A 23,623-nucleotide genomic window follows, 5' to 3' on the forward strand; every position below is an offset into this window, starting at 1 on the left:
GTATCCTGTTAATATTAAATTAAGACAGCTTTTCAATAGTACGACGCTGTTCTGCCATTTCATGCTTGTAGGCAATATCGGTCATACTACGTAACGCCATTAACAATTCTTCCTGCCAATATTCTTCATAAAAGAGTGAAGAGGGTATGGCTTTACATACTTGATAAAATATCTGCAAAAAGGATGCATGTTCTTTATGACTAAGCAATAACGCATTCAAACCTATAATATCGGCTAACAGCGAATCCACTTCATGTGGCTGTTGCAATAGCGAAAGCATCAGTAGTAGCCACGACGACTCCTCCGCATTAAACGCTTTGGTAAACGAATACGATAACAACGTACTCACAAACAGTAGATCAGCGGAGCGCAACATTTTAAGTTGCGTCAGGCGTCGTAAAAGCTGGCCAAACTCCAGACGCGAACAACTGGCGTCATTCGCGTCAATATCGGTTAATAGCGAACCCTCGATAAAATCCAGTACCACCAGTCGACGTTGATAGCCATAACTGGCTATCCAGTCAGAGTAAATCTCCACTTCATGTGATTCACTCTGGATAAATTGCCGATAGCTGGCGCGCAATAAGCCTGGTTTTAACGATAATGTTTTCCCAAAAAGCCGGGCCTTCAACGCACAATTAATCCCTGCCTTGAGGGTCTTCGGATCGGTTTGCTCTTCAACGTGCTTAAGTAACGACTCCAGCTTTTTCCGCACGATCTCTTCCAGATCTTTACGACGAAGCAATTCGCGTAACACAAGGACTAAATCACTGGGGTCAGGAAATAAGCTACGCGCCTGACGTAAAAAATCTTCTAACGCGCCGCCATGTACGCTAATTAGCTTTAATATTTGCTTCGCCTTCGGTAAAGCCTCATCCTCCAGCACGCGTTCAAAACTGTTAGATAAATTACTGGATTTTTTTTCATAATCGCGACGGTTACGAAATTGCGCCAGCGCCGCTGACATTTCGTCCGTCGACTGGACAAATTTTTGTACTTCCGCCCCTGGAGACGAATCCTCTGCGGCCTGTTGTATTTCTGCCTGTTGCGCATCAGTATGCTGGGTCGCATCCTGATGAGATGTCTGCCGGGACAATATTCTGGAAAATGAAATACCAGAGGTTGAGCCAGGAATCATTTAATTACCTCCTGACCTCTATCCAGATAAACACGAACCCATTTCTGTAACTTATCGTCCCCACTCCAGGCACCGCTTTGCTTCAGAATATTGTTCACCGATTCGCTGGCATCCGGCGTTAACGGGTCGACAATTTCTTTTGGTTCAATCATGAACACACGAACAACATTACTTTTATTCTTACTGGAATAACGGAACAGGCTACCAATAAGCGGTAATTTGCCTAAAAACGGAATACTTTGGACAGTATCGGTATTTGCATCCCGTGTATAACCACCGACCAGCAAACTTTTTCCGTGCGGAACTCTCGCAATAGTGCTAATTAACGTTCGCCCGACTTCGGGTAACGCATCTACGGAGGTGGTAGTATCGGATTGCGGCGTCTTATCGTTGCCATCTTCAATGTCCAGCGACATTTCTATCTGACCATCTGCGGAAAAACGGGGCAGCACTCGGATCATTGTTCCGTATGTTACATGCTCAAGCGCCACATTACGTTCCCCAATCAGCTTGGTGTAAAACGTTCTGTTGTTATCAAAAATAGCGGGAACATTTTCCTGGGTCAGTAATACCGGGCGTGAAACCACCGTCGCCTGTTTCTTCTCTTCTAACGCATTGACCGCGGCGATGAATCGACTGCCATCGAGGGTACTTATTGAAGACTGGTTTAATGACACGCCAAGTTTGTCCCCAATAGTAATGCTGCCGCTCCATGAAGTGCCCAAACGCTCCAGATCGCTTTTATTAAGATCGACAATCCACAGGGATAATTCTACGTGACGTTTGGCGACATCCAGCGCTTTAACCAGCATTTCGATAAAATGCACCTGCTCAGCCGTTCCTTTTACTAACAAACTGTTGGTATCCGGATAGGCCACGATTTTAATATTGCCCGCCGCGGCGTTTTGCTTTAAAGCTTCCTGCAGACTCATGCCACCGGCATAATTTGCTGCTTTACCTTTTTCTCCATTCGCTGAAAACGCTGGCATCGCCGGGGGTTCGCTACTGACAATATTACCTAAGGGTTGTTCCTCTCCCTGCAATAACCTTTCAATGGCCGTGGCAATACCGGGGATAACCATTTTCTGATCGCGCAGATTGTAGGTACGATCGCCCACGAAGGTATTATTCAGACGCATCACCCCTATTTTCTGGCGTCCCAGCTCAATACCATCGTTTTGCTTGTCCATCATGGTGGCGGCGTTGACCACCATATCAACATAAACGGGTGGCCCTGAAACATAGAATGTTCCTTTACGGTTATCGCCACGTAGCGGATAATTTTTGTTATATAAGCCTGAGCGTTTTAGAAAATTGTTGAACTCATTGAGTGAGACGTTGCGTAAAGAAACCACGGCATTGCGCATTTCACTGGCGTCATAAATATAGATAGCCTGCCCATCGAAATACCAAATCAGCCCCAGTTGTAGGGAAAGCTTCTCCAGTAATGCGTTAGGATCGTGAAACTCAAAGTTGCCCGTAATTTTTTTTCGTGCCGCCATTTTGCTAACAATGACAGGCTCCTTTAGCTGTAGCGCCATGGCATCGAAAAATGTCCGCAGGCTATCGTCTTTCGCAACAAACCCACTTCCCGTTACAGGTATTTTTTCACTAGAATAACCAGGTGCAACCAGAACAAGCGCGGCACATGCCAGCACTCTGGCCAAAAGAATATGTGTCTTCATTTGTCTGCCAATTGAATAATATTTGATAATTTCCGCGGCGAAACGCCGATCAGCTCTTTGATCTCACTAGAAAAATGTGAAGGCGATGAGTAACCATGATTAACGGCTAATTGGGTGATGTTCTCGTGGCCTTCTACACTATTCAGCAGCGATTGCGCCATACGCCAGTTTCGTAATTCACTCTTCGCTTTTCCGCCCAACGCTCTGCTGCACAAACGACGAAAATGGGTATAAGAAACGCCATAGTCTTCTCCCAGCATTCTCATCGTGTTGCCGCTGGTTGACTGAGCGAGTAAATAGCCAACCAACCAGTAACTCTCGCTTTTTCGTAACAGCGCCAGTACCTTATTGAAGGCCGGAGAAGGCGTAATAATTTGCTGCAAAAACCAGTACTCGCAGCGTTTACGATCTTGCCAAATAGCGCGAAACTCAGGACTCAGCAAAACCCATTTATCGGATTCAGCATATGTCGTGTCCACTAATCCTGCGCCATCGATAAATGCCAGTAATTTGCTGAGTACTTCAATTTTTAACGGTCGAAAAACCAGGTCTCCTGATACTGGTGCGACAACGGCCTGCTCGCAAAAAAGCAGCGCGCCTTCCTGAATCAGGCAATTTTCATTGTGTCGGCTTTCAGAAAATGACATATGCAGCTTTTGCGCGGAACACGTCTGTATAAACCATGCTTCCGGGCTGCGGATTTTCCGCTTCTCTCCTTCTTTAAGTACTTCCTGCGTATTTAGCATAGTTGTCAGCACCAGTTAAAAATCATTTTAATATGTAAACAATACCGGGAGCGGGTGGCAAAATCCTGATGCAATCATTATGAAACTGTTGCCACCCGCTAATTAAATTAGCCAACTTGCACAGCGCTCGCTGATTTAAAATAGAAAATCAGCTCATAGTGTATAAATTCTGGCTTATTGTTCTACAGCCGCAAAAATTCAGATATTGTCATCGGGATGGAGAATTAATTATTTATATCAGGAGTTTTTTTTGCTAGCATTCCTGAAACGCATTCACCCCCTTATAACTATTGTCAGATAACGTTCTGACGGTTGTGTAAAAACATAGCGCCTCATTCTTCTGTAGTTGGAGTTAATATGAAAAAATTTTATAGCTGTCTTCCTGCCTTTTTACTGATCGGCTGTGCCCAGGTGCCCCTCCCTTCCTCCGTGAGCAAACCTGTACAGCAACCTGGCGCTCAGAAAGAGCAACTGGCCAACGCAAATAGTATTGATGAGTGTCAGTCTCTTCCGTATGTGCCGTCAGACCTTGCGAAGAATAAATCATTATCAAACCAGAACGCTGATAATTCCGCATCAAAAAATAGCGCAATCAGCTCAAGCATTTTTTGCGAAAAATATAAACAAACCAAAGAACAGGCGCTCACCTTCTTCCAGGAACATCCACAATACATGCGTTCGAAAGAAGATGAAGAGCAACTCATGACCGAATTTAAAAAAGTTTTGCTTGAACCCGGAAGTAAAAATTTAAGCATATATCAGACGTTACTTGCTGCCCATGAAAGACTGCAAGCCTTATAAGGCCATATCACCGTTGGCTGAACTCATCATGATATAATTAAGACCATATTTTGCATTGCCACTTAATATCAATATAATTATTATAGCTATGGTCACTTTTACGGTTGGCCATTTGTCTCTTACGTTGCATTTATCAATCTGCTTTTTGATACAGCAGCACCTCGCTGCTGCTTTTTTTATTTGTGATAAAGAACTGCCTCCCAAACTCGGGAAAATAGCCGAAACTTATACTGACAATCTATCGTCTCGTATACCGCGGTAAACTGACATCCTCCTCTTGCCCCACATGTTGGCATTCTTACGATACCCCATCCACTTTTCGCGGATAACGTTCTTTTTACCTGTGACAGCGTATTGACGACCAGGCTAGTATAGCGGCAGAAACGTCCCGATGCCTGGAATGAATAGCAAACAGTCTATAAGGTGATTGAATGGATACGACAGAAGAACTAAACGGAACCTACTTCTACCACGGACAATCGAACCTGCCAGCAGGTGAACTATTTGATGTAATTTTCCTTGAGCAATTTTGTGATGAACCAGGGATTGGCATTGAGTCAGGTGCTGCTATCCTCGCCGGGCAACCGTGGTTAAAAACCAGAACGAAACCGGGAGAGGCAATCAAAGGGACAAGTGTTATCTCCAGGTATGGGAGAATGCTTTTACGAAATGCACGAACTCCTTTTGGTATTAGAGTTCCTACACCCGTTGGTATAAGAATGCGAAAAACAAATAATCTTGCCGCAGTCATAGCACGATATGTTCCATGGTTAGGTTGGGTTGGTCTTGTGAATTCAATTTACCAGGTATCAAGGAGAACTCAGGCAAAATACAACCTAATAGCACGCCCTAAAGATCGTATACAATGGACATCCTTTTGATGGACACAATTCAGCAAGAGGTGTTAGCACTCTTCCGTGAAGAGATTCCCGGATATTTAGACAGCAATTGGAAAGAAATCCCATTAGAACTTGATTCTGATTTATTTGAAGCTCCAGGCGATGACCTGCATGAAGCTTTGGATAAATTTGAAAAAAAATTTAATGTAGATTTATCACAAGTTAAATGGTCGTGTTATTTCCCTTGGGAGAATACTCCACTGCTTACACGATGGTTTAAATTAAAACGGGAAGATGTAGAACGAACTCGTAAGCCTTTAACAATCAGAATGTTTTCTGAATCAGCGAAAGCTGGGAAATGGCTTTATGATTAATGAAAAATATGTCGAATTAATCAGGAGCTAATTACTATGAATTTTATTAATCGATTAAAATTAAAAGTAGTAAATTTCATATACTTTTCAAATTAAAATAATGTGTTGTATCTACCTTTCGACCACCAGTAACTCTGACGCCATCCGTTTTAAATTGACCATTTTGTTCTGGTGGTATATCGCGAGTAGATATTTCTGAAGTGCTTGACTATTCACTCTTTTTTAGCCTGCATGTATGGTGGCGACGATGCTGTTACATAGGTACCGGTATATTACCAAATTGATTCTGCCAGATATCCCGCCTCACGTAGAGCATTCATAATTTTATTCGCTAATTCATACTGATATTCATACGAGGTATTCTCCATGGAAAATACCGTTAATTCATATTTATAATACAGCCAACCATCATTCTCATTTATCAACTTAGGATTACAGTCATAATTTCTTTCTATTGTAATCATTGTATTTTCGTATCTTAAATATAATAAGTTCACTTTTATTATGTCTGGAATCCCTTGGGATAAAAAATCAATTAACTCATATTTATCCAGATCAGACTCAACAACGATTGTGAATTCAGAGTTAACTTCTTCCATTATGGAACCTCAATATATGGGCCTCTATTAAACGGTGATGATTCTTTCATTACCGATACCTGTATTTTTGTTACATCATCCGGATGAAAGTGTAGGATATACATCCTCCCATATGCCACCTTCATCACCAGGGCCTAATGCACGCCGTTGTGAGTTGCCACGGATAATCTAGACACTTTCGAGTCGTCGGTAATATCGGTTTTCATATTCTGTCGGTGGCATCTTATCGCTCGAACCATGCCGACGCTTACTGTTATAAAACATTTCGATGTAATCAAAAATATCGCTGCGGGCTTCTTCCCGCGTTCCGTAGATCTTTTTCTTTATCCGTTCACGTTTTAGTAGCTGAAAAAAGCTTTCTGCGACCGCATTATCGTGGCAGTTACCACGACGACTCATACTGCCTTCCAGGCCGTGTGATTTCAAAAACGACTGCCATTCATAGCTTGTATATTGACTGCCCTGGTCAGAGTGAACCAGCACCGCCTTTTGCGGATTACGCCGCCACAAGGCCATCAAAAGCGCATTCAGGACGATCTCTTTGGTCATCCGGGGCTGCATTGACCAGCCGATAACTTTCCGGGAGAACAGATCAACAACCACGGCCAGATACAGCCAGCCTTCGTGGGTTCGGATGTAGGTTATGTCCGTTACCCAACGTTCATCGGGAGCATCCGGATTAAACTGCCGCTGGAGTCGGTCAGGTGCCACGATACTGTCTTCACCTTTGCGTGCCCGCGGGCTCCGGTATCCGACCTGAGCCTTTATGCCGGCCCGCTTCATCAGCCGCCAGACACGGTTCACCCCACACTGCTGCCCGGTGTCACGCAGATCGAGGTGGATCTTGCGATAACCATAGACGCAGCCTGACTCAAGCCAGAACTGTTTGATCTGCCCGGTCAGCATCTGGTTCGCCTGCTCTCGCTGTGAATGCGGCTGCTGAAGCCAGGCGTAAAAGCCACTGGGATGAACATCCAGCACCCGACAGAGCAGGCGAACAGGCCAGCAACGGGTGTTGTCACGGATAAAGGCGTACCTCAGTCGGACAGCTTTGCGAAGTACGCCGCGGCTTTTTTTAATATGTTGACCCGTTCGTCGGTAACCCGCTTCAGCTCCTTCTGGAGACGGAGGATCTCAGCCTGAGCATCTGACTGTTCTTTATTAGTGGAAGAATCCGGACCGTACTTTTTTATCCAGGCGTAAAGGCTGTGGGTGGTGATATCAAGACGTGTTGCAACGCTGGAAACAGAATAACCACGATCAACAACCTGTTTGACCGCTTCAATTTTAAACTCTTCGGGATAACGCTTACCGCTCATGGGCACCTCTCTTTAAGTCATCTTAAATGACTCTGAGGTGTCTGTTAAACCTGTGGCGATTCACACCGTACGCTTTTAATAGCATGTTGATTATCTATGCCGGAAATGCGGGTCTGGTTTTTCTTCAGCAGACGATCGAACGGGCTGAGATCTTCAGGTATTTTGAGATTTTGGCCAGTGCATTAGCCAGAGCCTGCAACTGTTTTTCGTCCATAAAGCAACCAGCTTTTGATGTTGAATCGAACATATCAAAATCAGGCAATTACACAATTTTAATTACAGTCTCATTTTGAGTTCGGAAGCATCCGTTTCCCTCTTAATTTTGTTGGGATTTCTCTTTGTTGCGAGCATGGTCTGAACTAATTGCCTGGCAGCTTGCCTTGTTTCGTCAATATTTGGAAAATCGAACACATTTCCAACTTTTACTTTCAAGACAGAACTTGGCTTCCTACCCTCACTGACATTACGATCTGACGAGGCTACTCTTCGCTGGATTACGTAGGTTTTTTTCGTCAAACTGGCTTTTACCCCGAAACCAGCAGGAGCTTCTCTGTGGTCATCGAAAACAATGTAGAGTTTTTGAGCTGGGTTAGCTTCGAAAACGATTTTTCCAGAGCGACTGAGTGCAGGCTTAACATTGATACTTAACTTGTTGATAATGAAAGGCTGGCTGAGAGTTGTTTTCAAAGTATCACCCCTGTTGTAGTCCAGGAATGATGAGAATGTAACCTGTCACATTTTAGGCTACAGGTGAGCTACAAATTTATGGGTTTATGTGAGTTTATAAGGGTTTTACCCGGGGCCACATGAGCACTTGAAAGAATAAAAAAACGAGTAAAATCAATATGAATGAGTCATTTGATAAGGACTTCTCCAACCACACCCCCATGATGCAGCAGTATCTCAAGCTGAAAGCCCAGCATCCGGAGATCCTGCTCTTTTATCGTATGGGAGACTTTTACGAGCTGTTTTATGACGACGCAAAGCGTGCGTCGCAGTTGCTCGATATTTCGCTGACCAAACGCGGCGCATCGGCTGGCGAACCTATCCCTATGGCGGGTATCCCGCACCACGCCGTAGAAAACTACCTCGCGAAACTGGTCAATCAGGGCGAATCCGTCGCTATTTGCGAACAGATTGGCGATCCGGCCACCAGCAAAGGTCCCGTTGAACGTAAGGTCGTGCGTATCGTTACGCCTGGCACCATCAGCGATGAAGCCCTGTTACAGGAGCGTCAGGATAACCTGCTGGCGGCTATCTGGCAGGATGGTAAAGGCTACGGTTACGCCACGCTGGATATCAGCTCCGGGCGCTTTCGTCTGAGCGAACCCGCCGACCGTGAAACGATGGCCGCAGAGCTGCAGCGCACCAATCCCGCCGAACTGTTGTATGCCGAAGATTTTGCTGAAATGGCGTTAATAGAGGGACGCCGGGGTCTGCGCCGTCGCCCGTTGTGGGAGTTTGAGATTGATACCGCCCGCCAGCAGTTAAATCTGCAATTCGGTACGCGGGATCTGGTCGGTTTCGGCGTCGAAAATGCCTCGCGTGGATTATGTGCGGCAGGCTGCCTGTTACAGTACGTAAAAGATACCCAGCGCACCTCCCTGCCGCATATTCGTTCCATTACGATGGAACGCCAGCAGGACAGCATCATTATGGATGCCGCGACCCGCCGCAATCTGGAAATTACCCAGAACCTGGCCGGCGGTGTCGAAAATACCCTCGCCGCGGTGCTTGACTGTACCGTGACGCCAATGGGTAGCCGAATGCTTAAACGCTGGCTGCATATGCCGGTACGAAATACCGACATATTACGTGAACGCCAGCAGACCATCGGCGCCTTGCAGGACACCGTCAGCGAACTGCAACCGGTGCTGCGTCAGGTCGGCGATTTGGAGCGTATCCTTGCGCGTCTGGCGCTGCGCACCGCGCGTCCGCGCGATCTCGCCCGAATGCGTCACGCCTTCCAGCAACTGCCGGAATTGCACGCTCAGCTTGAAACCGTTGACAGCGCGCCGGTACAGGCGTTGCGTAAAAAAATGGGCGATTTCGCCGAGCTGCGCGACCTCCTGGAACGCGCCATTATTGACGCGCCGCCGGTACTGGTCCGCGACGGCGGCGTTATTGCGCCCGGCTACCATGAAGAGCTGGACGAATGGCGCGCGCTGGCGGACGGCGCCACCGATTATCTCGATCGTCTGGAAATTCGCGAGCGCGAGCGTACCGGGCTGGATACGCTGAAAGTCGGCTATAACGCGGTACATGGTTATTACATTCAGATTAGCCGTGGTCAAAGCCATCTGGCGCCCATCAATTATGTGCGTCGCCAGACGCTGAAAAATGCCGAACGCTACATTATTCCTGAGCTTAAAGAGTACGAAGATAAAGTTCTGACCTCGAAAGGCAAAGCGCTGGCGCTGGAAAAACAGCTATATGACGAATTGTTTGATCTGCTGTTGCCGCATCTGGCCGATTTACAGCAGAGCGCCAACGCGCTGGCGGAGCTGGATGTGCTGGTTAACCTGGCCGAACGCGCCTGGACGCTGAATTACACCTGCCCGACATTTACCGATAAACCCGGTATCCGTATTACCGAAGGTCGCCACCCGGTGGTTGAACAGGTACTGAATGAGCCGTTTATCGCTAACCCGCTCAACCTGTCGCCGCAGCGCCGGATGTTGATCATTACCGGCCCCAATATGGGCGGTAAAAGTACCTATATGCGGCAAACGGCATTGATCGCCCTGCTGGCCTATATCGGCAGTTACGTTCCGGCGCAAAACGTGGAAATCGGCCCCATCGACCGTATTTTTACCCGCGTCGGCGCAGCGGATGACCTGGCCTCCGGGCGTTCGACCTTTATGGTGGAGATGACCGAAACCGCGAACATTCTGCATAATGCCACGGAAAACAGTCTGGTATTGATGGATGAAATCGGGCGCGGTACCTCCACGTATGACGGGCTGTCGTTGGCCTGGGCCTGCGCGGAGAATCTCGCGAATAAGATTAAAGCGTTAACGCTGTTCGCTACCCACTACTTCGAGCTGACCCAATTACCGGAGAAAATGGAAGGCGTGGCGAACGTCCACCTGGATGCGCTGGAACACGGCGATACTATCGCGTTTATGCACAGCGTGCAGGACGGCGCGGCAAGTAAGAGCTATGGCCTGGCGGTCGCGGCGCTTGCGGGCGTCCCTAAAGAAGTCATCAAACGCGCGCGCCAGAAACTCCGCGAGCTGGAAAGCATCTCGCCCAATGCGGCGGCAACGCAGGTGGACGGCACGCAAATGTCGTTGCTTGCGGCCCCGGAGGAGACATCGCCTGCCGTTGAAGCGCTGGAAAATCTCGATCCGGACTCTCTGACGCCACGCCAGGCGCTGGAGTGGATCTATCGGCTGAAAAGTCTGGTGTAAACGTGTCAGACCCGATAGCACCGCGCTATCGGGTCCACGTCCCGGAACAGGCTTTTCAGGCTGTGACTGTCGTTTCATGTAAATGACGCCAGACTATCCGTTCTCTTTCCCTTTTTAAAATGACCGTCGACCAGCGTACCGTCTCGGCCTGGCCCGGCAGTTGCTGTCGCTCGCGATAACGCAGCGCGGCGCCTTCCGGCCACTCCGCCACAAGGTCAATGTGCTCAACCACGATAACCAGCCCCGGGCGACACCCGCGCTGCGCCTGGAAAAAAGCGCCAAGCGCCGGATAATCCAGACAAACACCGCCTGGCGTTATCATCGTAAAATCAGCAGAGAAACGCGCTATCAACGCCTCCAGGCTACCCACCCCCTTGCTAAGCCAGTTCTCAATCGCCGCATGGGCGTGAGTAATTTCTTCTTTATATGGATTCATGATCTTTCCTTTTTCAGGCACAGAAGTGCGTTTCTATTGTTTAGACAGACAGCGTAAATAAGGGGCAGCAGGGTGATACCGGCGGCGGCAATAAAGGTCCAGCGATAAGCAACCTCAAGCGACATAACGCGCTGGAGCGCATTTAACAGCAGCGTCAACAGCGTCGCGCCAAGGAAAAAGCTGATCTGACGATTAAGATTCCATAGCGCGCTGGCGTCAGGCATGTCCCGGCGAGCAATAGTCAGGAAAGCGCCACTCTGCGCGGTACTGCTGCACAAACTGCCGCCAGCGCCCATTAAGGCGAATATCATCATCAGTACACGGTGCGATGTCGCAGGCGTAACGTTAGTTAAAAGCAGTATCCCTGCGGCCTGAAGAAGACAGCCGACGATAATCAGCGGACGCGGCCCAAGCCGATTGAAGTAACGTCCGGTAAGCATAATGGCGACAAATGAAGCGATCGACCAGGGGATCATCAGCGACCCCGCCGCCGCAGGCGATAGCTGCGCGACGTTCTGTAGATAAAACATCCCGACCACGCTGATACCAATGAACATACCCGGTACGCACAGATAGACGATCATGGCAAAACGCAGCAGCTTGTCCATCAACAAAGGCAGATGGAGCAATCTTGCTGACGCCATTGTCGTCGACGCAACGTTCAGCCAACAATAAGCGAGCAATAAAGTGAGAACGGCCACTGGCAGCGTGGCAAAGAATATCCAGCGCCAGCCGCACGTTTCCACTAGCAGCCCGCCAATCGCAGGCGAACATGCCGGCGCCAGTAGCGCCACCATCATGACAACCGATGACACGCCAGCGCGTTCATGCGGTTTAAACTGTTGCCAGGTTAACGCCTGACCAACCGGGATCAATAAGCCACCGCCCGCCCCCTGCACAATACGCCAGAAAACAAGGCTGTGTAAGGAATCGGCAAAACCTGCGGCAGCGGCGGCAACGCTAAACAGAATGAGCGAAAATATGATAAGCCGTCGTGCGCCGAGATAACGTGAAAGAAACGCGCTAAACGGAACGATCAGCGTTAATCCTGCGATATAACCGTTACTCACCCATGCCAGCGCCGATATGGACGTATGCAGATCCACGGACATCGCAGGAAAAGCCACGCTGGCAATAAACAGATTAATCAGATCAAGAAAGAAGCCGAGCAGGTAAACCACTGCCACTTTACTGCGATACGTCATTATGCATCCTCCGTCAGAGGCGCTAATGTAGCCGTCCGGAGAAAGCCAGATAAGTCCGCGCTTCAACGATATACTGTCAAAATAATTTTGACAGTAAAGGAGCTCGCCATGCTCAATTTGCAGCGTATGTCGCTGTTTATCGCCGTGGTAGATAGCGGCAGCTTCACGGCGGCGGCGGCCGCATCGGGCCAAACAAAAGCGGTAGTGAGTTTTAATATTCGGCAGCTTGAAAAAGAGCTTGGCGTAACGTTACTGCTACGTTCCACCCGACGACTGACGCTCACAGACGCCGGCGTCCTCTTTTACCAAAAAGGCGTGAATTTACTCAACGCCGCGAAAAATTTGCAGGATGAAGTGCGTGCCAGCCATAGTGGGCTGGGCGGCGAGTTACGTATTACCACTACGCCCGAGTTTGGCGAACAGGTGGTCATTCCTGTACTGGCGCAGTTTAGTCAGCGCCATCCCGATCTCCGTATTCGGCATATGTCCTCATCACATCATGCCGATTTAATTGCCGAGCGCTTTGATGTGGCGATTCGGCTTGGCTCGCTGGCGGACTCCCGCTATCGCGCCGCGCTGATATCCCGCTTTACCATTCTGCCGGTCGCCGCGCCGCAGTGGCTCGCCCGCAACCCTGTTTCATCACTGGAGTCGTTGGCCCAGGCGGAATGGATTATTCATGAGCGATTACCTACGCCGCTACGGTGGACAGTAACGAATAATCATGGCCAACACTCACGCCTGGAGATAAGCAAAGCCGGAAAAATTTCTGTCGACAGCGCGCGCTCGCTGATGGCCTTCGCTCTCGCGGGAAGCGGCGTCGCATTACTGCCGCAATGGTTAGTCAACACCGCACTGGAGGAGGGAACGTTAATTCACCTGTTACCCGACTATCATTTTCCCCGTCAGGGCATTTATGCCGTTTATCCGGACGCCCGCCATGTATCGACAAAAGTACGCGCATTTATTGATTTTTTACGTTCGCAATGGGATTGCGGGGAGCACGCCCCATCATCGTAGCCAGTCCGGGAGCATTGCGCTCCCGGACGGATAATACCGTCTTAATCCTTAACTACCAGCTTGTCTTTGATCCCCTGCGCCTGCCAACGCACCCACAGCATAATTGCCGCCAGAACGACGATCGGCAGTAACGGATCGAGCCAACTGCCGCCGGAACCGAACAGCAGGTTAATCAGCGCCACGCCGGTGCCGCCAATCGCCCAGGCAATGGTCGTCGGTACAGACCAAACCACCATCTGCTGTTTGACATCAGAGACGCCCATCATGCGGTTAACCACCCAGAACAGGCTGTCGTTGAAGTAGCCGAAGAACAGCGACCCCATCGTTGCGGCCTGAGCGGCAAGCAACATATTGATGCCGGGGATCTGCGCCAGGATCGGCGCGGAAATCGAGGCGGCAGTGATCATCGCCACCGTCCCCGATCCCTGAATCAGGCGTACCAGCGTCGCCACGATAAACGGGATCAGGATCGGCGAGATCGGCAGGTTGGCAACCTGCTCCGCCAGCTGTTGCCCCGCGCCGCTGTCGCGCAGGATCGCGCCCAACGCGCCGCCAGCGCCCGTGACCAGTAAGATAATCCCGGCGCTTTGCAAGCCCTCTTCCAGACGCTCTGCAGTGGTATGTTTATCCATGCGCGGCACCAGCGTATACACCGCCAGCAGAACGCTGATGGCCAACGCGATCACCGGACTTCCCACAAAGTTGATTGCCTGTACCACCGGATGCGTCGCCAGGCCGGACCATCCTTCTACAGTGGCGAGGGTGGAACAGATAGCCTTCAGGAAGATCAGCACGATCGGCACCACAATAGGCAGCAGAGAGAGCGTCAGGCTCGGCAGATCCTTTTGCTCTTTCTCTTTATTGTACTGCTCCAGCGCGGCATTGACTTCATCGGCGTTCAGCGTGCGCGGCACGAAATCAGGGTAGCGTTTATCCAGCCACTGCGCATAGAACACAATGCCGATCACACAGGGCACCGCCAGCGCCATCCCGGTCAATAACATTGCGCCGATGTCGACGTTAAAAATCCCGGCTACCCCCAGCGGACCGGGCGTGGGAGGTACCGTATGGTGAGTGACCACCAGCCCGCCCGCCAGCGCGACGCCCAGCGTCAGTAGCGAACGTTTACCGCTTTTCGCCAGCGCTTTCGCCACCGGATAAAGAATGACAAAAGCGGAATCGACGAAAATAGGGATGCTGACAATATAACCCGTGATCGCCAGCGCCCACTCTTCACGGCGTTTCCCCAGCCATTTGATAAAGCTCCAGGCGATACGCTCCGCCGCGCCGGAAACCTCCAGCAAGCGCCCCATCATTACGCCAAGACCAATCACCAGGCCAATACTGCCCAGCGTCGTACCGAATCCGCTGGTGATGACAGAGAGCGTTTTATCAATGCCCATTCCCCCCAACAGACCGGCGATGCAGGCCGCCGCCAGCATCGCGATCAGCGCATGAACACGGGTGCGTAACACCAGCCATACCAGCACGAAAACGGCAACGATCAGACCGATAATTGGGGTCGGTAAACTTGTCATGACCTCCCCTCCATATCATCTTGTCGAAAGCGTTCGATAATGTCATCGAAGCGTTTATCGGCGACAAAACCTAACGCCAGCGCACGCTGGTTATCGATACGTCCCGGCCAGGAGGCGACAATTTTCTCGACGCCTTCGTCGCGCTGATGCGTAACCCGATCGCGCGCCGCCTGGCCGCCCGCCTGACGCAACGTTTCCAGCATCTCGCCCACGGTTACGCTGATCCCGGGTAAGTTGATGCTGCTCGCCTCGCCAGGCGCGGGTAACGTTGCGGCCAGCGACAGGTTATGGATCACCGTCGCCGGGCTGGAAATCCACAGCCGCAAACTTTCCGACACCGGGCAGACGGTCGTCTCGCCCTGCAACGGTTCACGAATAATCGCGCTGACAAAAGAAGAGGCGGCGCGGTTTGGTTTACCCGGGCGAACACAGATCGTCGGCAAACGCAGCGCCAGCCCATCCACATAGCCTTTGCGGGTATAATCGTTGACCAACAGTTCACAGGCGGCTTTCTGCGCGCCATAAGACGAGCGCGGCGTGAGCGCGGTGGTATCGGTGACGCATTCCGGCAGCGTACCGCCATAAACGGCAAGCGAGCTGGAGAAGACAAAACGAATTTTCTGCGGTTGTCGACGACACGCCTCAAGTAACTGGCGTGTAAGATCCAGGTTAACTTTCCATCCCAGATCGAAATCGTCTTCCGCATGACTGCTGACAATCGCAGCGAGATGATAAACAACAGAGGTATTAGCGGTAATCACATTCTCCAGCACGCCCGGCTGGGTTAAGTCAGCTTCCAGGCAGCGTAAACGAGGGGAATCTGATAACCGTGCAGGCATTTTTAAATCAACAAGAAGCAGTTCGTTAAACGCCAGCGATGAGTTTAATAAGGCGCTTGCGAGTTTCTGGCCTAAAAAGCCGCCCCCGCCGGTAATGATAATCTGCATCCGGATGTCCTCTTTATTGTTGTGTAGGGTAGTTCAGGGTTAGCGCCAGGCGTTAAACCAGCCAAGCCCGTCCTGAGTGGTATTCCGTGGTTGGTATTCGCAGCCTATCCAGCCGCGATAACCTACGTCATCGAACAGCCGGAACAGCCACGGGTAGTTGATCTCGCCATCATCCGGTTCATGTCTGTCCGGTAGCGAGGCGATTTGTACATGGGCATAGCGGCCCGCGTACTCGCGAATCAGGTGACTCAAATTGCCATCCACTTTTTGCGCGTGGAAAGTGTCGAGCTGGATGAACACATTCGGGCGGTCAACCTCTTCTGCGATGCCCAGCGCCTGATATTGGCTGGAAAAGAGGTAGCCGGGTTTAACGCCGGGACTCAGCGCTTCGATCAAAATACGTTTATCGTGGGCGGCAAACCGGTCGGCGGCATAACGCAAATTATCGATAAACGTGGCGCGATAACGTGCGCCATCAGCGCCATCCTGCACTACGCCCGCCATGATGTGAACCTGCTCGCATTCCAGCGCCAGAGCGTATTCCAGAGCCAGTTCAATATCGGCGCGCGCGTCGCGTTCGCGCCCCGGTAGCGCGGCACGTCCCCACTCGCCCGCCGCGGTATCGCCCGCCGAAGTATTAAACAGCGCCAGCGTCAGATCATGACGCGATAGCTGGGCTTTAATCTCGCTGGCGGCAAAGCCGTAGGGGAACAGAAACTCAACGGCCTGAAAACCGGCTTCGGCAGCGGCGGCAAAACGCTCGATAAACGGCACTTCGGTAAACATCATCGACAAATTGGCGGCAAAACGCGGCATCGGGTTATCTCCTTAACTGCGCAATTTCTTCGGTGGTTAAATAACGAATCGGGCGTTCGCCAAGGATAAAAATCAGCTTTGCCGTCTCTTCCAGCTCCTCGGTATTATTAGCGGCTTCCTGCAAATTCTCCCCGCACACGACCGGCCCATGATTAGCCAGTAAAAAGGCCTGATGCCGGGCCGCCAGCGCAGCCAAATCGCGGGCAATTCGGTCATCCCCCGGGCGATAGTAGGGAACCAGCGGAATGTCGCCCATCCGCATCACCACATAGGGGGTAAACGGGCGAATCACATTTTGCGGGTCCAGCCCTTCGAGACAGGAAAGCGCCGTTGACCAGGTGCTGTGCAGATGTACCACGGCCTTGCAGCAAGGGTTATTGCGATACAACGCCAGATGAAAACGCACCTCTTTAGACGGTTTATCGCCGCTGAGCCATTCGCCCTGCGGGTCCACTTTGGATAGCCGCTGCGGGTCGAGATTACCCAGACACGAACCGGTGGGCGTCGCCAGAATATTGCCGTCCGGCAGTAACAGCGAGAGGTTGCCTGCCGAGCCGGTGGCATAGCCGCGCTGGAAAAACGAGGCGGCTATCCTGACCATCTCTTCTCGCAAAGCGTGCTCTTCTTTTGCCAGTATCGTCATACCTGAAACTCCCTTTGAGCGCGGATGAAAAAGGATTCATCGCCAAAATTGCCTGACTTTAGCGCCAGCGAGACCGGCGCATGGAGCGCGTTGACCCACGGCACGCCGGGTGAAATGCACGGTCCAATGTGAAAACCGGTAATACCGAGGCTTTGCGTCACCACGCCCGAGGTTTCGCCGCCCGCCACGATAAACCGGGTGATACCGCCTTCCGCTAAGCGAGCGGCCAGCAGGGAAAAGAGCGCCTCTACCGCATGGCTGGCTTCGGTAGCGCCATATTGCTGCTGGATGGCGGCCAGCGCCTGCGTGGAGGCGGTGGCGCTAATCATTGGCGCCAGTTCGCTGTCCTGACTGAGCACCCACTGCGCCAGCGCTTCAGCGTAGGCCTCGCGCGTCTCGGATGACAGGCAGCGCGCCACATCAACGTCGCGTGTGGGAGCATGTTGTCGATAGAAAGCCACCTGCTGATTCGTCATTTGCGAACAGGAACCGGAAAGCACCACCGCGCGACCGCTCAGCGGATAGCCTGCGGAACGGGCCTGAGAAACGCCGTGCTTCGCCCACTGACGCGCCAGCCCCATTGTCAGCCCGGAACCGCCGGTCACCAGCGGGACATCACGCAAAACCTCGCCCTGAATTTCCAGGTGTCGCTCATTGAGCGCGTCAAGTACCGCGTAGCGATATCCTTCCTGCTGTAAACGCGACAGCGCCGCACGGGTCGCGGCAACGCCTTCATCAAGCGTCTGAGCCGGAATAACGCCGCAGCGCCCTTGCGCCTGCGCTTCCATCAGACGCGGCAGGTAGCTGTCGGTCATCGGATTGATAGGGTGGTGGCGCATACCGGACTCCGCCAGCAAGTGGTTCATGACAAACAGATAGCCCTGATAAACCGTGCGTCCGTTAACCGGCAGCGCGGGAGAAATCACGGTAAATGAGGTATCCAGCGCCACCATCAGCGCGTCGGTGACCGGGCCGATATTGCCTTCGGCGGTACTATCGAAAGTCGAGCAATATTTGAAATAGACTTGCTGGCAGCCCTGTTTTTTTAGCCATACCAGCGCCGCCAGCGATTGTTTTATCGCCTCTTGCGCCGGGCATGAGCGGGTTTTCAGGCTGATAACCACCGCGTCGCATCCTTCCGGTTGCGTCCCGGTTGGAACATCATTGATCTGCACTGTCGGCATCCCGTTTTCGACCAGAAAACTGGCGATGTCAGTCGCGCCGGTAAAATCATCGGCAATGACGCCAATTTTTAACATGACGGCTCCTCAGGCGTGACGCCAGGCAGAGTAATCCCTGAGAAAATTTTGATCACAGCGCTGTCATCCTCTTTGCCATAACCGGCGTTACTGGCGCTGGTGAACATATTTAACGCCGTAGAGGCCAGCGGTAAGGGGAAGCGCAGCGCTTTCGCCGTGTCGGCAACCAGCCCCAAATCTTTGACAAAAATGTCGACGGCCGAACGCGGGGTATAGTCGCCGTCAACGACATGCTGCATACGGTTTTCAAACATCCAGGAGTTGCCGGCGGCATGGGTCACAACGTCATACATCACGTCCAGAGGAATACCGGCCCGCGCGGCCAGCGCCATCGCTTCGGCCGCCGCCGCAATATGCACGCCAGCCAGCAGTTGATGAATGATTTTGACGGTTGAGCCTGCGCCCGGCGTATCGCTGATGCGATAAACGTTGCTGGCAACGGCGTCCAGCACAGGCTTCAGGCGGGTAAACGCCGCCTCGCTCCCGGAGGCCATCACCGTCATTTCGCCCTGCGCCGCTTTTACCGCGCCGCCGGAAACCGGCGCATCCAGCATGTTAAGATTCAATGCCGTCAACGCCGCGGCGATCTCTTGCGCGTCGGCGCTTGAGATCGTGGACGAAACCATCACCGCGCTTCCGGGTTTCATCAGATGGGCGACGCCATCCTCACCGAATAACACCTGTCTGACCTGGGCGGCATTGACGACCAGAATGACTAACGCATCCACGACGCCGGCGAACTCCCTGGCGCTGGCGGCAGCCCCACAAGCCCCTTCAGCGAGAAGATTCGCGCACGATTGCGGGTTAAGATCGGCCCCCCATGTGGAAAGCCCGGCGCGCAGGCATGAACGCGCAGCGCCCATTCCCATTGAGCCAAGCCCCACAATGCCGACATGAAAATCGGTTCCTGTTGTCATTATCACTCCATGTTAATTTACGTGATATTATGTTTTGTTATGTGAATATAGGCGTTTTTGTAAACAATTGCGGTGAGTTGTTTCACAAAAAATAACAAAATGTGTTATTTTTTGTGAAGGCAATCCTCATAGAACTTCACACGCTGTGACGAGAAATCGCGTAAAATCGCGACAGGACTAAAGAAAGGAGCAGACGTTGATACCTACTGAGCGTCGACAAATCATTCTTGATATGGTGGCGGAGAAAGGCATCGTCAGTATCGCTGAACTGACCGAGCGCATGCATGTATCCCACATGACTATCCGCCGTGATTTACAAAAACTGGAGCAGCAAGGCGCGGTAATCCAGGTCTCTGGCGGCGTGCAATCATCGACTCGCGTGGCGCACGAACCCTCGCATCAGATCAAAACCGAACTGGCGACGCCGCAGAAAGCGGCGATTGGCAAACTGGCCGCCAGCCTGGTACAGCCAGAAAGCTGTATCTACCTTGATGCAGGTACGACCACGCTGGCGATTGCCAGGCAGCTGGTTACGATGAATAAACTTACGGTGGTAACGAATGATTTCGTTATCGCCGATTACCTGATGGACAATAGCGGTTGCACAATTATTCACACTGGCGGGGCGGTATGCCGGGAAAACCGGTCGTGCGTCGGTGAAGCCGCGGCGACGCTTTTGCGCGGGCTGATGATTGACCAGGCCTTTATTTCCGCCTCGTCCTGGAGCGTGCGCGGTATTTCAACGCCGGCAGAAGATAAAGTCACGGTGAAACGGGCCGTCGCCAGCGCCAGCCGCCAAAAAATTCTGGTGTGCGACGCGACCAAATACGGCCAGGTCGCGACGTGGCTGGCGTTACCGCTGGCGGAATTCAACCAAATCGTCACCGATGACGGCCTGCCGGAAAGCGCAATTCGGGCGCTGGCTAAAGTGGATATCTCACTGCTGATGGCCAAAAAATAGCAAAGCGGCGCAAGCCGCTTACGTCATCATCTTGCGTACCAGTTGCGTAAACTGTTCGCGTTCTTCAGCGCTCAGTCGCCCCAAAAACTCATCGTCAACGCGATCCCCCAGTGGTATCGCGGCGGCGAGCAACGTTTGGCCCTGAACGGTGAGATAGACAAAACGCCGACGTTTATCCAGCGGATCGTTTTCTCGCTTTACCAGCCCACGATTTTCCATCCGGCTTAACATCTCCGCCAGCGTCGCTTTAGTGCTGACCGCCGCTTCGGTCAGATCGACCTGTTCAATACCCGGATGTTCAGCAATAACGCGCATCACCGCATATTGAGGTTTGGTGAGCTCCGGTAGTTCATGCTGCCAGCGTGCGGTATGTTGCTGAAAAAGTTGGCGTAACAGATGAAACGCGGTGTTTCGTAACTCCATGAGCGCTCCGGATAAATTAACTTTTTCTATCATAACGACTTATGCACGGTTTTTTAATGACGAATGCTTTAGCTAAACGTGCGCAGGCGTCGGGAGCGATCTTGTCGCAAAGGCCGTGTGGGCGTATTTTGATCAAAATGTTCGTATACGAACGATATTTGAGGTAAGAAATGAGATTGATTGTGGGGATGACCGGTGCGACCGGCGCGCCGCTTGGCGTCGAGTTACTCCAGGCATTGCGGGCGATACCTGATGTTGAAACGCATCTGGTAATGTCAAAGTGGGCGAAAACCACTATTGAACTGGAGACGCCCTACACGCCCGCTGAGGTAGCCGCCCTGGCAGATTATTGTCATAGCCCGGCCGATCAGGCGGCGACCATTTCCTCCGGCTCATTTCGTACCGACGGCATGATTATTATCCCCTGCAGTATGAAAACACTGGCGGGGGTTCGCGCCGGCTATGCCGAGGGGCTGGTAGGACGCGCTGCCGATGTCGTGTTGAAAGAGGGTCGCAAGCTGGTGCTTGTGCCGCGGGAAATGCCGCTCAGCACGATTCATCTGGAAAACATGCTTGCGCTTTCTCGTATGGGGGTGGCGATAGTGCCGCCCATGCCCGCGTTCTACAACCTGCCGCAAACCGTTGACGATATTATCCAGCACATCGTGGCGCGCGTTCTCGACCAGTTTGGTCTGGAACATACGCGCGCGCGCCGCTGGCAAGGACTGCGACAGGCAGCAAATTTTTCACAGGAGAATGGATAATGGCATTTGATGATTTGCGCAGTTTTTTACATGCGCTGGATCAGCAGGGACAACTGCTGAAAATCAGCGAGGAAGTGAATGCGGAGCCGGATCTCGCCGCCGCTGCCAACGCAACGGGACGCATCGGCGATGGCGCGCCCGCGCTGTGGTTTGACAATATTCGTGGTTTTACCGACGCCCGCGTGGCGATGAATACCATCGGTTCCTGGCAGAACCATGCCATCTCACTGGGTTTGCCGCCTAACACGCCGGTTAAAAAACAGATCGATGAATTTATTCGCCGCTGGGACAATTTTCCGGTAGCGCCGGAACGACGGGCGAATCCGGGCTGGGCGGAAAATACCGTCGACGGCGACGCAATCAACCTGTTTGATATCCTGCCGCTGTTTCGTCTGAACGACGGCGACGGCGGATTCTATCTGGATAAAGCCTGTGTGGTATCACGCGATCCGCTCGATCCCGATAACTTCGGCAAGCAGAATGTCGGCATCTACCGCATGGAAGTTAAAGGCAAGCGTAAGCTGGGTCTGCAACCAGTGCCGATGCATGATATCGCATTGCACCTGCACAAAGCTGAAGAGCGCGGGGAAGATCTGCCGATTGCGATCACGTTGGGTAACGATCCGATCATTACCCTGATGGGCGCAACGCCGCTGAAATACGATCAGTCAGAGTATGAAATGGCAGGCGCGCTGCGTGAAAGCCCCTATCCTATCGCCACCGCGCCGTTGACCGGTTTTGATGTGCCGTGGGGATCTGAAGTCATTCTTGAAGGGGTCATCGAAAGCCGTAAACGTGAAATTGAAGGACCGTTCGGCGAATTTACCGGCCACTATTCCGGCGGTCGCAACATGACCGTGGTGCGTATCGATAAGGTCTCTTATCGCAGCAAACCCATTTTTGAATCGCTCTATTTGGGGATGCCGTGGACGGAAATCGACTACCTGATGGGGCCGGCGACCTGCGTGCCACTGTATCAACAGCTGAAAGCCGAATTTCCGGAAGTGCAGGCGGTAAACGCCATGTACACCCACGGCTTGCTGGCCATCATCTCGACCAAAAAACGCTACGGCGGCTTTGCCCGTGCGGTGGGCCTGCGCGCGATGACGACGCCGCACGGTCTGGGATATGTGAAGATGGTGATCATGGTCGATGAAGATGTCGATCCATTCAATCTGCCACAGGTGATGTGGGCGTTGTCGTCGAAAGTGAATCCGGCAGGCGATCTGGTACAGCTACCGAATATGTCCGTCCTGGAACTGGACCCGGGCTCAAGCCCGGCGGGGATTACCGACAAGCTGATCATTGACGCCACCACGCCGGTTGCGCCAGATAACCGTGGTCACTATAGCCAGCCGGTTGTTGATTTACCGGAAACTAAAGCCTGGGCTGAAAAGCTGACCGCCATGCTGGCCAACCGTAAATAAGGAGTAACCGATGATTTGTCCACGCTGTGCCGATGCACATATTGAACTCATGGCGACTTCGCCGGTAAAAGGAGTCTGGACGGTATATCAGTGTCAGCATTGTCTGTATACCTGGCGCGATACCGAACCGTTACGCCGTACCAGCCGCGAACATTATCCACAAGCGTTTCGCATGACGCAAAAAGATATTGATGACGCGCCAATGGTGCCGAGTATCCCGCCGCTGCTGGCAGAAGACAAACTGACTAGTCCTGATATAGGTTGACAGTTTTTTGTCTGTAAAACGCCTGATGAACATCATCGGGCGTTTTGTATTTCAGGGCCAGGTGTGGCCGTTCATGGTTATAAATTGC

The 23,623-nt window shown here is 51.9% G+C and carries 23 protein-coding genes and 1 pseudogene; 9 read left to right on the forward strand and 15 right to left on the reverse strand.

From position 1 onward, the window contains the following. Nucleotides 1-19: 19 nt before the first annotated feature. The 3 genes from invE to invF are packed head-to-tail and all read right to left on the reverse strand — an operon-like array spanning nucleotide 20 to nucleotide 3,470. Entirely contained in the window at nucleotides 20-1,138 is a 1,119-nt protein-coding gene (gene invE / locus HV477_RS20815) for a type III secretion system gatekeeper InvE (protein WP_000612171.1), read from the reverse strand. Then, nucleotides 1,135-2,823: a type III secretion system outer membrane ring protein InvG gene (invG, locus tag HV477_RS20820; protein WP_000848102.1), complete on the reverse strand. Its 1,689-nt coding sequence runs from the start codon at nucleotides 2,821-2,823 to the stop codon at nucleotides 1,135-1,137. Before invG ends, invE begins: the two co-directional genes overlap by 4 nt. Then, nucleotides 2,820-3,470 (reverse strand): type III secretion system transcriptional activator InvF, encoded by a 651-nt coding sequence (gene invF, locus HV477_RS20825; RefSeq protein WP_001674874.1) that lies wholly within the window; start codon nucleotides 3,468-3,470, stop codon nucleotides 2,820-2,822. Before invF ends, invG begins: the two co-directional genes overlap by 4 nt. A gap of 456 nt (nucleotides 3,471-3,926) precedes the next feature. Between invF and invH the strand changes: the two genes are divergently transcribed. From invH to HV477_RS20840, 3 genes are all read left to right on the forward strand, one after another. Next, entirely contained in the window at nucleotides 3,927-4,370 is a 444-nt protein-coding gene (gene invH, locus HV477_RS20830; RefSeq protein WP_079899024.1) for an SPI-1 type III secretion system invasion lipoprotein InvH, read from the forward strand. Between the two features lie 431 nt (nucleotides 4,371-4,801). Continuing rightward, entirely contained in the window at nucleotides 4,802-5,251 is a 450-nt protein-coding gene (locus HV477_RS20835; protein WP_024156634.1) for an STM2901 family protein, read from the forward strand. Continuing rightward, a complete protein-coding gene (locus tag HV477_RS20840; RefSeq protein ID WP_001669174.1) occupies nucleotides 5,236-5,583 on the forward strand; it encodes a DUF1493 family protein in 348 nt (115 codons plus the stop codon). The genes HV477_RS20835 and HV477_RS20840 overlap by 16 nt, the downstream gene beginning before the upstream one ends. A 272-nt stretch (nucleotides 5,584-5,855) precedes the next feature. On the opposite strand, the gene HV477_RS20845 is transcribed toward HV477_RS20840, so the two are convergent. From HV477_RS20845 to HV477_RS20855, 3 genes and pseudogenes are all read right to left on the reverse strand, one after another. Next, nucleotides 5,856-6,182 (reverse strand): hypothetical protein, encoded by a 327-nt coding sequence (locus HV477_RS20845; protein ID WP_000393302.1) that lies wholly within the window; start codon nucleotides 6,180-6,182, stop codon nucleotides 5,856-5,858. Between the two features lie 168 nt (nucleotides 6,183-6,350). Next, nucleotides 6,351-7,501, reverse strand: a protein-coding gene (locus HV477_RS20850) for an IS3 family transposase (protein WP_114063926.1) whose coding sequence is annotated in 2 segments (ribosomal slippage) — nucleotides 6,351-7,268 and nucleotides 7,271-7,501 — 1,149 coding nt in all. Because the reading frame shifts where the segments join, the coding sequence is not laid out codon by codon here. A gap of 288 nt (nucleotides 7,502-7,789) precedes the next feature. Continuing rightward, nucleotides 7,790-8,188: pseudogene (locus HV477_RS20855) on the reverse strand (cytoplasmic protein); the annotation flags it as partial. 158 nt (nucleotides 8,189-8,346) lie between these two features. Between HV477_RS20855 and mutS the strand changes: the two are divergent. Beyond that, the gene (gene mutS / locus HV477_RS20860; protein ID WP_001005807.1) at nucleotides 8,347-10,914 is read left to right on the forward strand and encodes a DNA mismatch repair protein MutS; all 2,568 of its coding nucleotides are present in this window, start codon (nucleotides 8,347-8,349) and stop codon (nucleotides 10,912-10,914) included. A 55-nt stretch (nucleotides 10,915-10,969) separates the two neighbouring features. On the opposite strand, the gene HV477_RS20865 is transcribed toward mutS, so the two are convergent. Together HV477_RS20865 and HV477_RS20870 are read right to left on the reverse strand one after the other, a co-directional pair. Further along, on the reverse strand, nucleotides 10,970-11,350 hold the full coding sequence (locus HV477_RS20865; RefSeq protein WP_079899023.1) for a DUF4440 domain-containing protein: 381 nt from the start codon (nucleotides 11,348-11,350) through the stop codon (nucleotides 10,970-10,972). After that, complete coding sequence (locus HV477_RS20870; RefSeq protein ID WP_079899022.1) at nucleotides 11,347-12,555, reverse strand: MFS transporter; 1,209 nt, start codon at nucleotides 12,553-12,555, stop codon at nucleotides 11,347-11,349. The genes HV477_RS20865 and HV477_RS20870 overlap by 4 nt, the downstream gene beginning before the upstream one ends. A gap of 87 nt (nucleotides 12,556-12,642) precedes the next feature. Here HV477_RS20870 and HV477_RS20875 point away from each other — a divergent pair, with 87 nt between their 5' ends. Further along, nucleotides 12,643-13,575, forward strand: a complete 933-nt coding sequence (locus tag HV477_RS20875; RefSeq protein ID WP_079899021.1) for a LysR family transcriptional regulator — start codon at nucleotides 12,643-12,645, stop codon at nucleotides 13,573-13,575. A gap of 41 nt (nucleotides 13,576-13,616) precedes the next feature. Here HV477_RS20875 and HV477_RS20880 read toward each other — a convergent pair whose 3' ends face one another. Genes HV477_RS20880 through ltnD form a run of 6 tightly spaced genes read right to left on the reverse strand, consistent with a single transcriptional unit; the run spans nucleotide 13,617 to nucleotide 19,695 of the window. Next, nucleotides 13,617-15,113 carry a GntP family permease gene (locus tag HV477_RS20880; RefSeq protein WP_000202725.1) on the reverse strand — a complete coding sequence of 499 codons (1,497 nt, stop codon included), beginning with the start codon at nucleotides 15,111-15,113 and terminating at the stop codon, nucleotides 13,617-13,619. Further along, nucleotides 15,110-16,060 (reverse strand): D-erythronate dehydrogenase, encoded by a 951-nt coding sequence (gene denD / locus HV477_RS20885; RefSeq protein ID WP_001165731.1) that lies wholly within the window; start codon nucleotides 16,058-16,060, stop codon nucleotides 15,110-15,112. The genes HV477_RS20880 and denD overlap by 4 nt, the downstream gene beginning before the upstream one ends. A gap of 39 nt (nucleotides 16,061-16,099) precedes the next feature. Next, the gene (locus HV477_RS20890) at nucleotides 16,100-16,876 is read right to left on the reverse strand and encodes an HPr family phosphocarrier protein (RefSeq protein WP_001619795.1); all 777 of its coding nucleotides are present in this window, start codon (nucleotides 16,874-16,876) and stop codon (nucleotides 16,100-16,102) included. A 4-nt stretch (nucleotides 16,877-16,880) separates the two neighbouring features. Then, nucleotides 16,881-17,519 carry an aldolase gene (locus HV477_RS20895; RefSeq protein WP_000153636.1) on the reverse strand — a complete coding sequence of 213 codons (639 nt, stop codon included), beginning with the start codon at nucleotides 17,517-17,519 and terminating at the stop codon, nucleotides 16,881-16,883. Then, a complete protein-coding gene (gene otnK / locus HV477_RS20900) occupies nucleotides 17,516-18,778 on the reverse strand; it encodes a 3-oxo-tetronate kinase (protein ID WP_079899020.1) in 1,263 nt (420 codons plus the stop codon). The genes HV477_RS20895 and otnK overlap by 4 nt, the downstream gene beginning before the upstream one ends. Then, nucleotides 18,772-19,695, reverse strand: a complete 924-nt coding sequence (gene ltnD, locus HV477_RS20905; protein WP_000206967.1) for an L-threonate dehydrogenase — start codon at nucleotides 19,693-19,695, stop codon at nucleotides 18,772-18,774. The genes otnK and ltnD overlap by 7 nt, the downstream gene beginning before the upstream one ends. 196 nt (nucleotides 19,696-19,891) lie before the next feature. Between ltnD and ygbI the strand changes: the two genes are divergently transcribed. Then, a complete protein-coding gene (gene ygbI / locus HV477_RS20910; RefSeq protein ID WP_000613180.1) occupies nucleotides 19,892-20,656 on the forward strand; it encodes a DNA-binding transcriptional repressor YgbI in 765 nt (254 codons plus the stop codon). An 18-nt stretch (nucleotides 20,657-20,674) separates the two neighbouring features. Here the strand turns inward: ygbI and HV477_RS20915 are convergent, their stop codons facing one another. Next, nucleotides 20,675-21,079, reverse strand: a complete 405-nt coding sequence (locus HV477_RS20915; RefSeq protein WP_000423338.1) for a MarR family winged helix-turn-helix transcriptional regulator — start codon at nucleotides 21,077-21,079, stop codon at nucleotides 20,675-20,677. Nucleotides 21,080-21,249: 170 nt separating this feature from the next. Here HV477_RS20915 and HV477_RS20920 point away from each other — a divergent pair, with 170 nt between their 5' ends. Genes HV477_RS20920 through HV477_RS20930 form a run of 3 tightly spaced genes read left to right on the forward strand, consistent with a single transcriptional unit; the run spans nucleotide 21,250 to nucleotide 23,535 of the window. Beyond that, entirely contained in the window at nucleotides 21,250-21,843 is a 594-nt protein-coding gene (locus HV477_RS20920; RefSeq protein ID WP_001237180.1) for a non-oxidative hydroxyarylic acid decarboxylases subunit B, read from the forward strand. After that, the gene (locus tag HV477_RS20925; protein ID WP_000863168.1) at nucleotides 21,843-23,270 is read left to right on the forward strand and encodes a non-oxidative hydroxyarylic acid decarboxylases subunit C; all 1,428 of its coding nucleotides are present in this window, start codon (nucleotides 21,843-21,845) and stop codon (nucleotides 23,268-23,270) included. The genes HV477_RS20920 and HV477_RS20925 overlap by 1 nt, the downstream gene beginning before the upstream one ends. Nucleotides 23,271-23,280: 10 nt before the next feature. After that, entirely contained in the window at nucleotides 23,281-23,535 is a 255-nt protein-coding gene (locus HV477_RS20930) for a non-oxidative hydroxyarylic acid decarboxylases subunit D (RefSeq protein WP_001540799.1), read from the forward strand. Nucleotides 23,536-23,623 lie beyond the last annotated feature (88 nt).

Origin of the sequence: Salmonella sp. SG203 (assembly GCF_013350575.1) — a bacterium.
GTDB classification, from domain to species: Bacteria; Pseudomonadota; Gammaproteobacteria; order Enterobacterales; family Enterobacteriaceae; genus Salmonella; species Salmonella enterica.